Origin of the sequence: Iodidimonas sp. SYSU 1G8 (assembly GCF_039655775.1) — a bacterium.
Classification (GTDB): domain Bacteria; phylum Pseudomonadota; class Alphaproteobacteria; order SMXS01; family SMXS01; genus RI-34.
In genome coordinates this window covers 101808-117332 of record NZ_JBBYXJ010000002.1, presented here as the reverse complement: position 1 = coordinate 117332, position 15525 = coordinate 101808, and the positions used below count along the sequence as shown (strand labels likewise).

Annotated in this window: 14 protein-coding genes; 13 read left to right on the top strand and 1 reads right to left on the bottom strand. The window is 65.8% G+C overall.

Annotated elements, in window-relative coordinates:
* The first annotated feature begins 7 nt into the window (after positions 1–7).
* The 13 genes from lnt (at position 8) to WJU17_RS11465 (ending at position 15051) form a co-directional block, all read left to right on the top strand.
* Positions 8–1570, top strand: a complete 1563-nt coding sequence (gene lnt / locus WJU17_RS11525; RefSeq protein WP_346327546.1) for an apolipoprotein N-acyltransferase — start codon at positions 8–10, stop codon at positions 1568–1570.
* A gap of 172 nt (positions 1571–1742) precedes the next feature.
* Positions 1743–2126 carry a helix-turn-helix transcriptional regulator gene (locus tag WJU17_RS11520; RefSeq protein ID WP_346327545.1) on the top strand — a complete coding sequence of 128 codons (384 nt, stop codon included), beginning with the start codon at positions 1743–1745 and terminating at the stop codon, positions 2124–2126.
* Between the two features lie 123 nt (positions 2127–2249).
* The gene (gene metK / locus WJU17_RS11515; protein WP_346327544.1) at positions 2250–3419 is read left to right on the top strand and encodes a methionine adenosyltransferase; all 1170 of its coding nucleotides are present in this window, start codon (positions 2250–2252) and stop codon (positions 3417–3419) included.
* A gap of 4 nt (positions 3420–3423) precedes the next feature.
* The gene (locus WJU17_RS11510; RefSeq protein ID WP_346327543.1) at positions 3424–4137 is read left to right on the top strand and encodes a tRNA (guanine(46)-N(7))-methyltransferase TrmB; all 714 of its coding nucleotides are present in this window, start codon (positions 3424–3426) and stop codon (positions 4135–4137) included.
* A gap of 177 nt (positions 4138–4314) precedes the next feature.
* The gene (gene rimP / locus WJU17_RS11505; RefSeq protein WP_346327542.1) at positions 4315–4851 is read left to right on the top strand and encodes a ribosome maturation factor RimP; all 537 of its coding nucleotides are present in this window, start codon (positions 4315–4317) and stop codon (positions 4849–4851) included.
* Positions 4851–6413 (top strand): transcription termination factor NusA, encoded by a 1563-nt coding sequence (nusA, locus tag WJU17_RS11500; protein ID WP_346327541.1) that lies wholly within the window; start codon positions 4851–4853, stop codon positions 6411–6413. The genes rimP and nusA overlap by 1 nt, the downstream gene beginning before the upstream one ends.
* Before the next feature lie 12 nt (positions 6414–6425).
* On the top strand, positions 6426–7049 hold the full coding sequence (locus tag WJU17_RS11495; protein ID WP_346327540.1) for an RNA-binding protein: 624 nt from the start codon (positions 6426–6428) through the stop codon (positions 7047–7049).
* Positions 7046–9679 carry a translation initiation factor IF-2 gene (gene infB, locus WJU17_RS11490; RefSeq protein ID WP_346327539.1) on the top strand — a complete coding sequence of 878 codons (2634 nt, stop codon included), beginning with the start codon at positions 7046–7048 and terminating at the stop codon, positions 9677–9679. Before WJU17_RS11495 ends, infB begins: the two co-directional genes overlap by 4 nt.
* Before the next feature lie 25 nt (positions 9680–9704).
* On the top strand, positions 9705–10109 hold the full coding sequence (gene rbfA, locus WJU17_RS11485) for a 30S ribosome-binding factor RbfA (protein WP_346327538.1): 405 nt from the start codon (positions 9705–9707) through the stop codon (positions 10107–10109).
* 7 nt (positions 10110–10116) lie between these two features.
* On the top strand, positions 10117–11010 hold the full coding sequence (gene truB, locus WJU17_RS11480; protein WP_346327537.1) for a tRNA pseudouridine(55) synthase TruB: 894 nt from the start codon (positions 10117–10119) through the stop codon (positions 11008–11010).
* An 11-nt stretch (positions 11011–11021) separates the two neighbouring features.
* Entirely contained in the window at positions 11022–11291 is a 270-nt protein-coding gene (gene rpsO / locus WJU17_RS11475; RefSeq protein WP_346327536.1) for a 30S ribosomal protein S15, read from the top strand.
* Between the two features lie 102 nt (positions 11292–11393).
* A complete protein-coding gene (pnp, locus tag WJU17_RS11470; protein ID WP_346327535.1) occupies positions 11394–13568 on the top strand; it encodes a polyribonucleotide nucleotidyltransferase in 2175 nt (724 codons plus the stop codon).
* An 85-nt stretch (positions 13569–13653) separates the two neighbouring features.
* A complete protein-coding gene (locus WJU17_RS11465) occupies positions 13654–15051 on the top strand; it encodes a nitronate monooxygenase (RefSeq protein WP_346327534.1) in 1398 nt (465 codons plus the stop codon).
* Here WJU17_RS11465 and WJU17_RS11460 read toward each other — a convergent pair.
* Complete coding sequence (locus tag WJU17_RS11460; protein WP_346327533.1) at positions 15048–15491, bottom strand: hypothetical protein; 444 nt, start codon at positions 15489–15491, stop codon at positions 15048–15050. The two genes, WJU17_RS11465 and WJU17_RS11460, sit on opposite strands and share 4 nt — an antisense overlap.
* Positions 15492–15525 lie beyond the last annotated feature (34 nt).

Below are 15525 nucleotides of genomic sequence, written 5' to 3'. Positions count from 1 at the left end.
GAATGCCGTGCCCCGTTGGCTTGCCGGTCGGCGGCCGTGGCAGCGCATGGTCCTGGCGTTTGTCGCCGGCGCGCTGGCGACGGCGGCGTTCGCACCGGTTTACGCCATTCCGGTGCTGCTGCTGTCCTTTCCCGCCCTGATTCTGCTGATCGAGGCCACGCCCAGCAAGAAGGGCGCCTTCGCCGTCGGTTGGTTCTTCGGTTTCGGCCATTTCCTGACCGGATTCTACTGGGTCGCCTATGCGCTGCAGATCGCGGGCGCGCCGCCGGTCGCGGCCATCGCGCTGCCGCTGGGCATGGCGCTCTATAGCGGCGCGGCGGCGCTCGCCTACAGGATTCTCTCGCGGCGGCTGGGCTCGCGCGTGCTGCTGTTTGCCCTCTGCTGGGCGCTGGCGGAATGGCTGCGCGGCCATGTCATCACGGGCTTTCCCTGGAACCTCGCGGCCTATGCCTGGGCCTTCTCCGACGCCATGAGCCAGTTCGTCGCGGTCGCGGGCGCGTATGGCCTGACCCTGGTGACGGCGGCGGTGGCCGCGGTGCCCGTGCTTCTGATCGGCCAGCCGCCGGAGCGGCGCCGGCCACTGCCGGAGCTTGCCTGGGCCGGCGCGACCCTGGCCGCGCTCCTCGTCTTCGGCCTCGTGCGGCTGGGAACCGCGGCGGACGAGCCGCGGGACGGCCCCATGGTGCGCCTGGTCCAGCCCGATATCGCTCAGGACGAGAAATGGCTGCCGGAGAACTATACCCGCAACTTCACCGATCATCTGGCGCTGTCGGCAGGGCCGGGCGCCGAGGCGATCGACCTGTTCGTCTGGTCGGAAGCCGCGGTGCCCTATCAGCTCGACGGCGACGCGCAGGCCCGGGCGATGATCGCCGACATGCTGCCGCCGGGTGCCATCGCCGTCACAGGGTTTCCCCGGGTCGAATATACCGATGCCGGCCAGCGTCACTTCTACAACAGCATGATCTTCGTGGACTCCGACGGCCGGACGCTGAACCTGTTCGACAAGTTCCATCTGGTGCCGTTCGGCGAATATGTCCCGATGAAGGGCTTCTTCCGTCTGCTGGACCGGATTTTCGAAGCGCTTGGGCTGGACATCCGGTTCCAGAAGGTGGTCGAGGGCGGCGGCGATTTCGTGCCCGGCAGCGGGCCGCGCGTCATCGACCTGCCCGGCCTGCCGCCAGTCAGCCCGCTGGTCTGCTACGAGGTGATCTTTCCCGGCGCGGTCACGCCGGACGGGCGCCGTCCCGACTGGCTGCTGAACATCACCAATGACGCCTGGTACGGCGAGTGGGCCGGTCCCTACCAGCATCTCGCCATCGCCCGTTTCCGCAGCATCGAGGAGGGACTGCCGATGATGCGCGCGGCCGGTACCGGGGTGTCGGCCATCATCGACGCCCATGGCCGCGTCGTGAAGCAGCTGGGCCTGGGAGAACGGGGCGTGGTGGACGCCAGGCTGCCGCCGCCCATCGCCGCGCCGCTCTACGCCCGGCTGGGTGACGGGGTGTTCTGGCTCATGATGGCGGCGCTGGCCGCGCTCATTTTGGTGCATCGGGTCCGGCGCCGGGCGTAGAAGTCGCTTGACCGGTCAAACGGTGCTCCCTATTGCTTGTTTTAACAGGTTCGAAGGGTCGGCGAGCAGCTGTTGGGGTAGGGGCGCGACAGCGCCTTTGGGGGCTATTGAAGCTGATCGTTCAGCCAGGAATTCGCGCGTTTCCCGGCTGGAGAACTTGAGGAGGCCACGCGTGCTATCGGATCCCAATCCTGTCGACATTCATGTCGGCAAACGCCTTCGTCAACGCCGCACTTTCATCGGGATGACCCAGGAACAGCTTGGCGCGGCGCTTGGCATCACCTTCCAGCAGGTTCAGAAATACGAGCGCGGCGCCAACCGCATCGGCGCGAGCCGACTGTTCGACATCTGCCGCATTCTCGAGGTGCAGCCGCAGTTCTTCTTCGAAAGCATGCCGGAAGGCGCGGAGCCGGCGGTCGGCCAGCCGCCGGCGCGGGTCGAGGATCCCGTCGACCGGGAAACCATGGACCTGGTCCGGGCCTACCGGCAGATCGAAAGCGCCTCGGTGCGCCAGCGGCTGCTGGATCTGGCGCGGGCGCTCGCCAGGGCTGAATAGGTAAATATAAAGACATCTTTATGCTTGTGACGCCGTTGCGGTCGCTGGTATACAGCGAACGTGCCGGCAATCGCGGGACCGTGGCTCGCGCGCCTTTCATGAACGCCATTTTCGAGGGGTCTCGTGACCAGGAATTCGTATCTGTTCGCCAGTGAATCCGTTTCCGAAGGCCATCCCGACAAGGTCTGCGACATGATCTCGGACGCCGTCCTAGACACATTTCTGGCGGCCGATCCGTTCGCCCGCGTCGCCTGCGAGACGCTGGTGACCACCCAGCAGATCGTCCTGGCGGGCGAGGTGCGGGGCCCGGCGTCGATCACGCCCGAGGTCATCGAACAGGTCGCGCGCGAGACGGTGCGCCAGATTGGCTATGAACAGGATGGCTTCCACTGGAAGACCGCCGACGTGAAGGTGCTGCTGCACAGCCAGTCGGCCGACATCGCCGTGGGCGTCGACGCCGCCGGGAACAAGGACGAGGGCGCGGGGGACCAGGGCATCATGTTCGGCTATGCCTGCCGCGAGACCGAGGTGCTGATGCCGGCGCCGATCTACTATTCACACAAGATTTTGAAATCCATGGCCGACGCCCGGCATTCCGGCGCGGTGAAGGGCTTCGGCCCGGACGCCAAGAGCCAGGTGAGCCTGCTCTATGTGGACGGCAAGCCGGTGCGCGCCACCTCGGTGGTCGTCTCGACCCAGCACGACGAAGGGCTGTCCTCGGCCGATGTCGACGCGCTGGTCCGGCCCTTCATCGCCAACGCGCTGCCCGAGGGCTGGCTGACGGACGAGACGGTCTATTACATCAATCCGACCGGCCGCTTCGTGATCGGCGGACCGGATGGCGACGCCGGCCTGACCGGCCGCAAGATCATCGTCGACACGTACGGCGGCGCGGCGCCTCATGGCGGCGGGGCGTTTTCCGGCAAGGATCCGACCAAGGTGGACCGCTCGGCGGCCTACGCGGCGCGCTATCTGGCCAAGAACGTGGTCGCCGCCGGTCTTGGCGATCGCTGCACCATCCAGCTTTCCTACGCCATCGGCGTGTCCCGGCCGTTGTCCATCTATGTGGACCTGCACGGGACGGGCAATGTGGATGAATCGCGCCTGCCCGGCGTGATCGACCAGGTGATGGACCTCAGCCCGCGCGGCATCCGCGAGCATCTGGGGCTGAACCGGCCGATCTACAAGCGCAGCGCCGCCTATGGTCATTTTGGGCGCGAGCCGGACGCGGACGGCGGCTTCAGCTGGGAGCGCACCGATCTGGTCGACGCGCTCCGGTCGGCCCTGTCCTGACGCCGTGACCGCCTCCGATCCAGGGCCCGTGCTGCGCCGCGTCTACGGGCGCCGCCGCGGCAAACCGCTGAACCAGACCCGCCAGCAGACCGTCGACCGGCTGCTGCCGGCGCTGCGCATCCCGCTCGAGGAGGGCGACGGTAATCTGGACCCGCGCATGTGGTTCGACCGGCCAGTGCGCGAAGTGTGGTTCGAGATCGGCTTCGGCAAGGGCGAGCATCTCGCCTGGCAGGCGCGCAACAATCCGGATATCGGCATCATCGGCTGCGAGCCCTATGAAACCGGCGTGGCCGGCCTTTTGTCGGAGGTGGTCGATCACCATCTGGACAATGTGCGCGTGTGGACCGACGACGCGGCCCTGCTGCTCGCCGCGCTGCGCCCCGCCTGCATTGCCCGCGCCTTTCTGCTGTTTCCCGATCCGTGGCCCAAGGTGCGGCATCACAAGCGGCGCTTCGTCAGCCACGACCGGCTCGACATCCTGGCGCGGGCTCTCGTCGACGGCGCTGAATTCCGCGCGGCCACGGATCATGCGGATTACGGCGACTGGATCGTGCGGCACATGAGCGCGCGCGAGGATTTCGACTGGACCGCCGAGCGATCGGGGGACTGGCAGGGCCGCACGCCCGACTGGCCGCAGACCCGCTACGAGGCCAAGGCGCTGGCCAAGGGTCTGAAGCCGCTTTATCTGCGCTACCGCCGGCAGGCCCGCGCCGCCTGAGGGAGGCACGCCGCGCAGGGCTGATGTGGGCGGAAGCGGCTTGAAAAATCGTGGCGGCTGCGCTACTTTCCGCCTGCTCTTGACATAGACCGGCGCTTCCAATGGCGACGGGACGTTCCAAAGAGTGGGCGAGAGCCCACTTTTTTGTTTTTGTGCAGTCTTGATACGGAATTTGGGTTGATCGCTGAAACCGGCATAGCCGCGAAAGTGCGCGGGCTGATCGGACCGTCCGTCGAAGCCATGGGCTTCGACCTGATCCGTGTGCGCTACGTCACGACCAGCACGCGCACCCTGCAGATCATGGCCGAGCGTCCCGACGGGTCCATGACCGTCGAGGATTGCGCGGAAGTGAGCCGTGCCGTCTCGGCGATTCTCGACGTGGAAGACCCGATCAAGGGCGAGTACAATCTGGAAGTGAGCTCGCCCGGCATCGACCGGCCCCTGGTGCGCGAGCAGGATTTTGAAAAATACGCCGCCTTCGAGGCGAAGATCGAGATGGCGACGCCGGTCGGGGGCCAGCGCAGGTTCCGCGGCGTCATCGTGGGTTTGGAAGAAGGCCATGTGGTGCTGGATATACCGCAGGGCCGGGTGCAATTGCCGTTCGACGGAATCGAACAGGCCAAGCTGGTTCTGACGGACGCGCTCATCGACGCCCATCAGGACGCCCGCAAGGCGGGCATGATCGAGCTTGGCGATCAACAGGGAGCTGACTGATGTCCACCGCCATTAGCGCCAACCGCCTGGAACTGCTTCAGGTCGCCGATGCCGTCGCGCGCGACAAGGTGATCGATCGCGAACTGGTGCTCGAGGCCATGGAAGAAGCCTTCCAGAAGGCGGCCCGGTCGCGTTATGGCGCCGAGCACGACCTGCGCGCCCATATCGACCGCCTGACCGGCGAGATCAAGCTGCGCCGTGTCATCACCGTGGCCGAGGAAATCGAGAACGAAGCGGCCCAGATGAGCCTGAAGGATGCGCAGCGCCGCTATCCGGGCCACGAGCTGGAGATCGGTTCGGAGATTTCCGAAGAGCTGCCGCCCATGGATTTCGGCCGCATCGCCGCCCAGACCGCCAAGCAGGTCATCACCCAGAAGGTCCGCGAGGCCGAACGCGCCCGCCAGTACAACGAGTACAAGGACCGCCAGGGCGACATCATCAACGGCATCGTCAAGCGCGTCGAATACGGCAACGTGGTCGTCGATCTGGGGCGCGCCGAAGCGGTGATTCGCCGCGACGAGGCCCTGCCGCGCGAGAACCTGCGCAATGGCGACCGCGTGCGCGCCTTCATCTACGACGTCCGCCAGGAGCCGCGCGGCCCGCAGATATTCCTGTCGCGCGCGCGCCCCGAATTCATGGCCCAGCTGTTCGCGCAGGAAGTGCCCGAGATTTACGACGGCATCATCGAGATCAAGTCGGTGGCCCGCGATCCGGGCAGCCGCGCCAAGATCGCCGTCATGTCCAATGATGGCGGCATCGATCCGGTCGGCGCCTGCGTCGGCATGCGCGGCAGCCGCGTGCAGGCCGTGGTGAACGAGTTGCAGGGCGAGAAGATCGACATCATCCAGTGGTCGCCGGACGTGGCCACCTTCGTCGTCAATGCGCTGGCCCCGGCCGAAGTGCAGAAGGTCGTGCTCGACGACGACAATGAACGCATCGAGGTGGTGGTCCCCGACGATCAGCTCAGCCTCGCCATCGGCCGACGCGGCCAGAACGTGCGCCTGGCGTCGCAGCTGACGGGCTGGACCATCGACATCCTGACCGAGGCCGAGGAATCCGAACGCCGCCAGCAGGAGTTCCAGTCGCGCTCGTCGCTGTTCATGGACGCGCTCGACGTCGAGGAGACCATTGCTCAGCTTCTGGTGGCCGAAGGGTTTGCCGATCTGGATGAAGTGGCCTATGTGGAACTGGACGAGCTGGCCTCGATCGAGGGTTTTGACGACGACATCGCCCAGGAACTGCAGAACCGGGCGCGCGGCGCGTTGCAGAAGCGCGACGAGGAAGCGGACGACAAGCGCAAGCAGCTCGGCGTGAAGGACGATGTGGCGGAAATCGAGCTGCTGACTCCGCAGATGCTGGTGAAGCTGGGCGAGGCGGGCGTGAAGACGCTGGACGATCTCGCCGAGTTCGCCGGTTTCGAGCTGATCGAATCGGGCGAGGGGCCGTTGCAGGGCTTCGAGCTGACCGAGGACGACGCCAACGCCATCGTGATGGCGGCGCGCGCCCATTGGTACGACGACGAAGAGACTCCGGCCGCCGAATCGGCGGCGAGCGAGGATTGATCTGGAGAATGGATGACGCGTGAGGACCATGTGGCGGAACGACGATGCATCGTAAGCGGCGAGACCCAGCCGCAGGCGGGGCTCGTGCGTTTTGTCGTCGGTCCCGGCGACGTCATCGTTCCCGATCTCAGGGGTAAGCTGCCTGGCCGCGGCCTGTGGGTCTCGGCACGGCGCGACCTGGTGGAAACCGCTTGTGCGAAGAATGCCTTTTCTCGCGCCGCGCGCCGCAAGGTCAGCGTGCCCGAGGGCCTGCCCGCGCTGATCGAAAGCCAATGGGTGAATGGTTGCCTGAACCTGCTGGGTCTTGCCCGGAAGGCCGGCGACATCGTGGCCGGTTTCGAGAAGGTGAAGGGCTGGTTGCAGAGCGGCGAGGCGGCGGTGCTGGTCACCGCCAGCGATGCCTCGCCCGATGGCCGGCGCAAGCTTTATGGCCTCGCGGCAGGCCGGCCGGACGTGGACCTTTTCACGTCCGAGCAATTGAGTTTGGCCTTGGGGCGCGGGAATGTGGTACATGCTGCCCTGCGCGACGGCGGCCTGGCCCGGCGTTTTGTGGCCGATGTGAATATGCTTGCCGGTTATCGGCAGTGCGAAAGCCCTGATGGGCTGTCCGAACGCGAATTGAGGAACGGTGAATGAGCGAAACCAAGGAAAGCGGTGACACGAAGCTCACCCTGTCTTCCGGCAAGACGCTGCAGTTGAAGAAGACTGTGGACGCGGGCTCCGGGCAGGTACGGCAGAGTCTGTCCCATGGACGCGGCAAGCCCGTGGTCGTGGAGCGCAAGCGCCGCCGCGTCATCACCCGTGACGGCGAGCATGGCGGTGGCCACGATCATGATGGCGGCGACGGCCACCTGACCAAGGACGAGAAAGCCGTCCGCATGCGCGCGCTGGAAGAAGCACGCCGTCAGGAAGAGCTCGAGCGCGTCCGCAAGGAAGAAGAAGCCAAGCGCCAGGCCGAGGAAGAGGCCCGCCGCAAGGCCGAGGAAGAAGAGCGCTTGCGTCGCGAGGCCGAGGAAGCCGAGCGCAAGGCGCGCGAGGAGGCGCTTCAGCCCAAGCCCGTCGCCGAACCGGCGCCGGTCGAGGAGCGTGCCCGCCCCGAGCCACAGGTCACGGTGGCGAAGCCGAAGCCACGCGTCGAACCCGGCCAGGCGCAGCCCCAGGCCGCGCGCACCGCGCCGGCCGCCGTCGCGACCCCTGCCGCGCCCGCCGCCGATGAAGCACGCCGCGTGCCCAAGGCCGAGGATCGCGTCCGCAGCGCGACGCTGATCGACGAGGAAGAGGAAGACGAGCGCAAGAAGAAGGCGCGTGCCGGCGCCGGTCCGGGCGCGGGCGCCGCGAAGGCGCACGCCAAGCCGACGCCGAAGGCCGATCCGCGCCGCGCCAATTCCAAGCTTACCGTCCAGCGTGCGCTGGATGACGGTGCCGAGGAGCGTCAGCGGTCGCTGGCCGCCATGCGGCGAGCGCGTGAAAAGCAGAAGGCCAACCGCCGTGCCTCGGGCGCGCCGGAGAAGCTGTTCCGCGAAATCATCGTTCCCGAGCACATTACCGTGGCTGAACTGGCCAACCGCATGACCGAGCGTGCCCACGACGTGGTGCGCGAGCTGATGAAAATCGGCGTCCTGGTCGGCGTCAACGACACTATTGACGCGGATACGGCTGAAATCGTCGTGGCCGAGATGGGCCATAAGATGAAGCGAGTCGCCGAAGCGGATGTGGAGGCCGGTCTGTCCGGCGACGCGGACAATCCCGATGATCTGCGGCCGCGTCCGCCGGTCGTGACGGTCATGGGCCATGTCGACCACGGCAAGACCTCGTTGCTCGACGCTCTGCGCGCCACCGACGTGGTGGCGGGCGAGGCCGGCGGCATCACCCAGCATATCGGCGCCTATCAGGTGACCATGCCTGGCGGCGAGAAGATCACCTTCCTCGACACGCCCGGCCACTCGGCGTTCACGGCCATGCGCGCCCGCGGCGCTCAGGTCACGGATATCGTGGTGCTGGTCGTGGCGGCCGATGACGGTATCATGCCGCAGACGGCCGAGGCGATTCAGCATGCTCGCGCGGCGGGCGTGCCGATCATCGTGGCGATCAACAAGATCGACAAGCACGAGGCCGATCCGGACAAGGTGCGCCAGGGCCTGCTCCAGCACGAGATCGTGGTGGAAAAGCTCAGCGGCGACGTCCTCGACGTGGAAGTCTCGGCCAAGCAGCGGCTCAATCTCGAGAAGTTGGAAGAAGCCATCATCCTGCAGTCCGAAGTGCTCGAGCTGCGCGCGAATCCGAACCGCCCCGGCGAAGGCGTGGTCATTGAATCCATGCTGGACAAGGGACGCGGCGCCGTCGCGACCGTTCTGGTCACGCGGGGCACCTTGCGGATCGGCGACATCTTCGTGATGGGCGCCGAATCGGGCCGCGTCCGTGCCCTGATCGACGACAAGGGCAAGAATCTGAAGGAAGCCGGTCCGGCGCAGCCGGTCGCCGTGCTCGGCGCGACCGGCGCGCCCATGGCGGGCGACGACTTCCTGGTGGTCGAGAGCGAGGCCCGGGCCCGCGAGATCTCCGAGTATCGTCAGCGTCAGGCTAAGGAAAAGGCCGCCGCGCCGCTCGCGCGCGCGTCGCTCGAGGCCATGATGGACAGGCTGAAGACCAAGGAAGCGCAGGAGCTGCCCGTGGTGATCAAGGCCGACGTGCATGGCTCGGCCGAGGCCATCGCCAACGCGCTGACGTCCATGAACACCGACGAAGTTGCCGTGAAGGTCCTGCTCAGCGGCGTCGGCGGCGTGTCCGAATCGGACGTGATGCTGGCCGAGGCCTCGAAGGCTCCGATTCTGGCCTTCAACGTCCGCGCGCCGGGCAAGGCCCGCACCATGGCGGAGCAGAACGGCGTGGAAATCCGTTACTACTCGGTGATCTACGACCTGGTCGACGAGATCAAGGCGGCGCTGTCCGGCATGCTGTCGCCCGAAATTCGCGAAACCATCCTCGGCATCGCCGATGTCAAGGAAGTGTTCGCGGCGGGCAAGGGCAAGGCCGCTGGCTGTATCGTCACGGACGGTGCGGTCCGGGCCGATGCGCGGGCGCGCGTGCTGCGCAACGACACTATTGTTCACGATGGCAAGATCAGTTCGGTGCGCCGTTTCCGCGACGAGGTGAAGGAGGTCGTGGCGGGTACCGAATGCGGTATCACCATCGAGAACTTCAACGAGGTGAAGGCCGGCGACAAGATCGAGGTCTACTCGGTCGAAGAACGCGCCCGCACGCTGTAACCGTCACGAGCGAGGCGAGAAGGTCATGACCAGAGCACGCGGGGGTCCGCGGACCCAGCGTCAAAGCCGCGTCGGCGAAGTGCTTCGCCACGCGTTGGCGGAGGTGCTGTCACGCGGCGATCTGCGCGATCCCGCCCTCGTCGGCGTGTCGGTGACGGTGACCGAAGTCGAGCTCGGCCCCGATCTCAAGAACGCGACGGCGTGGATCATGCCGTTGGGCGGTCATGATGCGGAAAAGGTGGCGGCCGGGCTCAATCGCTGCGCTCGCTACCTGCGTGGCCAGGTCTCCCACGAGGTGGCCCTGCGCTATACGCCCCAGTTGCGGTTCTCGGTCGATCGCTCGTTCGAGATCGCCGAGCGGATCGGCACCTTGCTCAACGAGCCCGGCGTGCGCCGCGACCTGGACAAAGATTCCTCCGAGGACGAATAGACTACATATGGGACGTCGTAATAAGGGCCGGCCCATCACCGGCTGGATTGTCGTCGACAAGCCGCAGGGCGTGACGTCGGCGCATGCGGTCGCGCGCGTCAAGCGGATGCTGGACGCGGCCAAGGTCGGCCATGCCGGCACGCTCGATCCGCTGGCCACCGGCGTGCTGCCGCTGGCGCTGGGCGATGCCACCAAGCTGGTTTCCTACGCCATGGGCGGCAGCAAGACCTACAAGTTCACCGTGCAGTGGGGCGAGGGCCGGGATACCGACGACAGCGAGGGCGCCGTGACCGGCACCAGCGACGTGCGTCCCGACGCCGCGGCCATCGAGGCGGTGCTGCCCGAATTCACCGGCCTGATCCAGCAGAAGCCGCCATCCTATTCGGCGATCAAGGTCGATGGCGAGCGGGCCTACGACCTTGCGCGGGATGGCGCGCCGCCGGACCTGCCGCCGCGCGAGGTTCAGGTGGATCGGTTCAGCCTGCTGGCCGCTGGCGCGGACAGTGCCGATTTCGAGGTCGATTGCGGCAAGGGCACCTATGTCCGTTCGCTCGCCCGCGATCTCGGCGTTCGGCTCGGGACCTTCGGTCATGTGACAGCCCTGCGCCGAACCCGGGTCGGCCCGTTCCACGAGGCCGACTCGTTTTCACTGGATAAGATTGGGGAATTGGGCAATAGTGCGCCGCCTTCGGGCCTTTTGCTGCCCATCGAGACACCGCTGGACGACATCCCGGCGGTCGCCGTGATGGAAAGCGAGGCCGACCGTCTCCGTCACGGCCAAGCGGTCTTCGTGCCGCGTCAGCTGAATGGCGAGGTGGTGATCAAGGTGTCCGGGAAAGCCGTCGGTTTGGGCGTGCTCGAGGACGGAAACCTCAAGCCCAAGCGGCTTTTCAACTCATAAGGAGATGCTCGATGTCGATTACGCCTGCCCGCAAGGAAGAACTGATTGGTGAATACGCTGTCGTCAAGGGCGACACCGGTTCCCCCGAAGTCCAGGTCGCGATCCTGACCGAACGGATCAACAATCTGACCGGACACTTCAAGACCCACGCCAAGGACAACCACTCCCGCCGCGGTCTGATCAAGATGGTCAACCAGCGCCGCCGGTTGCTGGACTACGTGAAAAAAGTGGACGAAGCGCGCTATGCTTCGCTCATCCAGCGCCTCGGTCTGCGCAAGTAACATGAAGGCGCCGGCATCGTCCGGCGCCTTTGTCGTAATGCCCGCCGTCAATGGCGGATGAAGGCCTTCGAATTGAAAGAGACGAGGAAGGGGCGGCAGGCAATGGGGCCCGCCGCGCAAGAATTAGGATTAGCCATGTTTAACATTACCCGTAAGGAACTCAACTGGGGCGGCCGCAAGCTGGTCCTCGAAACCGGTCGCGTCGCCCGTCAGGCCGACGGCGCCGTCATGGTCAGCTACGGCGATACCGTCGTATTGTGCACCGTCGTCGCGGAAAAGTCGCCCAAGCCGGGCCTGGACTTCTTCCCGCTGACCGTCAACTACACCGAGAAATATTACGCCGCCGGCAAGATTCCGGGCGGCTTCTTCAAGCGTGAAGGCCGTCCGACCGAAAAGGAGACGCTGACCTCGCGCCTGATCGATCGTCCGATCCGTCCGCTGTTCCCCGCCGGTTTCCGCAACGAAACCCAGGTGCTCTGCACCGTGCTCAGCCACGACATGGAGAACGACCCGGACATGGTCGCCATGATCGGCGCCTCGGCGGCGCTGACCATTTCGGGCATTCCGTTCCTGGGCCCGATCGGCGGCGCGCGCGTCGGCTATATCGATGGCGCGTACGTCCTGAACCCTTCGATCGACGACCTGCCGAATTCACAGCTCGATCTGGCCGTGGCCGGCACCAGCACCGCGGTGCTGATGGTGGAATCGCAGGCCGCCGAGCTGAGCGAGGAAGTCATGCTCGGCGCCGTCATGTTCGGTCATGAGCAGATGCAGCCCGTGATCGACCTGATCATCGATCTGGCCGAAGAGGCGGCCAAGGAACCGTGGTCGCTGCCGGAAGGCCCCGACAACAGCGCGCTCGAGGCCCGCATCGCCGAACTGGGCGAGCCCGCCCTGCGCGCGGCCTACGCCAACACCGAAAAGCAGGTCCGCACCAAGGCCATCAGCGAAGCCAAGAGCAAGGTCGTCGCGGCACTGGCCGACATGGATCCCCCAGCCGATCCCAGCGTGGTCAAGACGCTGCTGAAGGACCTGGAAAAGACCATCGTCCGTGGCAACATCATCAAGACCAGCCGCCGTATCGATGGCCGCGACCTGACCACCGTTCGCCAGATCCTGGCCGAGGTCACGGTCCTGCCGCGCACCCACGGCTCGTGCCTGTTCACCCGCGGCGAAACGCAGTCGCTGGGCGTGGTCACCCTGGGCACCGGCGATGACGAGCAGATCATCGATTCGCTCGAGGGCAACTGGCGCTCGCGCTTCATGCTGCACTACAACTTCCCGCCCTTCTCGGTCGGTGAAGTTGGCCGCTCCGGGTTCACCGGCCGCCGCGAGGTGGGTCACGGCAAGCTGGCGTGGCGCGCCCTCCAGGCGGTCCTGCCCTCGGCGGAGGAGTTCCCCTACACCATCCGCGTGGTGTCGGAGATCACCGAATCGAACGGCTCCAGTTCCATGGCCACCGTGTGCTCCTCGTCCCTCGCCATGATGGACGCGGGCGTGCCGATCAAGCGGCCCGTGTCGGGCATCGCCATGGGCCTGATTCTGGAAAAGGACGGCAGCTACGCCGTTCTGTCCGACATCCTCGGCGACGAGGATCACCTCGGCGACATGGATTTCAAGGTGGCGGGCACGTCGGAAGGCATCACCTCGCTGCAGATGGACATCAAGATCACCGGGATCACCAAGGACATCATGCAGTCCGCGCTGGCTCAGGCGCAGGGCGGCCGCATCCATATCCTCGCCGAAATGGCCAAGTCGCTCGACCAGTCGCGCGGTGAACTCAGCTCCAACGCGCCGCGCATCGAGACGATGAGCGTGCCGAAGGACAAGATTCGTGAAGTCATCGGGACCGGCGGCAAGGTGATCCGCGAGATCGTCGAGCAGACCGGCGCCAAGATCGATATCGAGGACGACGGCACCATCAAGATCGCCTCCAGCGATCCGGAAGCCATCAAGAAGGCGCGTGCCTGGATCACCGGCATCGTCGCCGAGCCGGAAGTGGGCGTGATCTATGACGGCAAAGTCGTCAAGGTCGTCGACTTCGGCGCCTTCGTGAACTTCATCGGCAACAAGGACGGACTGGTGCACATTTCCGAGCTGCGCGAGGAACGCGTCGCCCAGGTTTCCGACGTCATCAAGGAAGGCCAGCCCGTAAAGGTGAAGGTCCTCGGCGTCGACGATCGCGGCAAGGTTCGCCTGTCCATGCGGCTGGTGAATCAGGAGACGGGCGAGGAACTGCCCGACACCCGCGAGGCCAAGAAGCCGCGCCGGGATTGATGAGACTTGGTTTTCGTGCCGTTTTGGCCTATTTGGCTCCTGTAGGAGCCTTCGGGCCGAAACGGCATGAGGACCGTCCCGATCAATGAAAGCACTTAACGCCATCCGGATAGCCGGAAAAGAAGTCCTGCCCCTGATCGAAGGCGGCAAGGGCATTTCCGTCACCAATGGCTACAGCTCTGGCGCATGGGCCGCGGCCGGCGGCATTGGCACCGTGTCCTGCGTCAACGCCGATTCCTATGACGCCGATGGCCGGCTCGTGCCGTATGTCTATCACGGGCGCACGCGTCAGGACCGCCACGAGGAACTGATCGATTTCGGTATCCGCGGCGGCTTGGCCCAGATCCGCGAGGCCTATGACAGGGCCAACGGTCAGGGCTTCATCAACATCAACGTGCTGTGGGAAATGGGCGGTGCCCAGCGCATCCTGCATGGCGTTCTGGAGCGGGCCAAGGGGCTCATCCACGGCGTCACCTGCGGCGCGGGCATGCCCTACAAGCTGGGCGAAATCGCCGCCCGGTACGGCGTCCACTATTATCCCATCATTTCTTCGGGCCGCGCTTTCCGCGCCCTCTGGAAACGCGCGTATTTCAAGTTCTCGGAGTTTCTTGGCGGCGTCGTCTACGAGGATCCCTGGCTGGCGGGCGGGCATAACGGTCTTTCCAATTCGGAAGATCCCCTCCGCCCCGAATCGCCTTATCCGCGCATCGTCGAGTTGCGCAAGCAGATGAACGAATGCGGGCTGCACGACACGCCGATCATCATGGCCGGCGGCGTCTGGTTCCTGCGTGATTTCGAGGACTGGATCGACAATCCCGAAGTGGGGCCGATCTGCTTCCAGTTCGGCACCCGGCCGTTGCTGACCCAGGAAAGCCCTATTCCGGAACAGTGGAAGCAGCGGCTGATGACGCTGGAGGAAGGCGACATCCAGTTACACCGCCATTCGCCGACGGGATTCTATTCCTCCGCCGTGCGCAACGACTTCCTGCGCGAACTTGACGGCCGCAGCGAACGGCAGATTGCCTATACCACCGAGCCGGTCGGCGAGCATCAGGTGCCGTTCTCGCTCGGCGCCCGCAAGAATACCCTCTACCTGACGCCGGGCGATTTCGATCATGCGGAAAACTGGCGCGCCGCCGGCTACACCCAGCCCATGCGCACGCCGGATCAGACCCTGATCTTCGTCGGTCCCGAGAAGCAGCGCGAAATCCAGAAGGATCAGGCGGACTGCATGGGCTGTCTCAGCGCCTGCCGCTTCTCCAACTGGGCCGACCATGGCGACTTCTCGAATGGCAAGAAGGCCGATCCGCGCAGCTTCTGCATTCAGAAGACGCTGATGGACATCGCCCATGGCGGCGATCTGGAGAACAATCTCATGTTCGCCGGTCACAGCGCCTACCGTTTCGCGCAGGACCCGTTCTACTCGAACGGTTTCGTGCCGACGGTCAAGCAGCTCGTCGACCGGATCGCCACCGGCGACTAATCCGCCGCTGGCGCGAGCACCTGCTCCATCCGGTCCACGACCAGGACGACCGGCGTGATGTGCTGCGGGCCTGCCGGCGGCACGAGCGTGCCGGCCACCATGAAACTGGTACCTGTCATCTCGGCCCTGAACCGAGGCCCTTGCGGCTGAAACACCAGCTGGATCGTGTTGACGTCCTGCAGGGCCACGCGGGCGGGATCGGCCGTGTCCGCCGCGACGCAGGCGGGCGGCGTCATCTGCAGGATGGGCACCTGGACAACGGCGTCGGTCTCGGGCGTCTTGCCATAGCCCGGCGGTCCCGACGCCTGCAGCGAGCTGACCATGCCCGTCAGCGCCACGGGGCTGGGTCCATAGGCGAGACAGTCCCCTTGCGCCGAGGCGGCGCCGGCGAGGCCGAGGCAGCCGGCGGTCGCGGCGGCAAACAGCAATGTCCTGATCATGTGGCGCTCCCTTTTCTGTCCGATCGCGACACGA

What these genes read in the sequence shown, in the direction of transcription:
- rpsO (WP_346327536.1), top strand. Translation starts at nt 11,022, where the DNA reads ATGTCGATTACGCCTGCCCGCAAGGAAGAACTGATTGGTGAATACGCT.
- pnp (WP_346327535.1), top strand. Translation starts at nt 11,394, where the DNA reads ATGGGGCCCGCCGCGCAAGAATTAGGATTAGCCATGTTTAACATTACC.
- WJU17_RS11465 (WP_346327534.1), top strand. Translation starts at nt 13,654, where the DNA reads ATGAAAGCACTTAACGCCATCCGGATAGCCGGAAAAGAAGTCCTGCCC.
- WJU17_RS11495 (WP_346327540.1), top strand. Translation starts at nt 6,426, where the DNA reads ATGACGCGTGAGGACCATGTGGCGGAACGACGATGCATCGTAAGCGGC.
- WJU17_RS11460 (WP_346327533.1), bottom strand. Translation starts at nt 15,491, where the DNA reads ATGATCAGGACATTGCTGTTTGCCGCCGCGACCGCCGGCTGCCTCGGC.
- infB (WP_346327539.1), top strand. Translation starts at nt 7,046, where the DNA reads ATGAGCGAAACCAAGGAAAGCGGTGACACGAAGCTCACCCTGTCTTCC.
- nusA (WP_346327541.1), top strand. Translation starts at nt 4,851, where the DNA reads ATGTCCACCGCCATTAGCGCCAACCGCCTGGAACTGCTTCAGGTCGCC.
- truB (WP_346327537.1), top strand. Translation starts at nt 10,117, where the DNA reads ATGGGACGTCGTAATAAGGGCCGGCCCATCACCGGCTGGATTGTCGTC.
- rbfA (WP_346327538.1), top strand. Translation starts at nt 9,705, where the DNA reads ATGACCAGAGCACGCGGGGGTCCGCGGACCCAGCGTCAAAGCCGCGTC.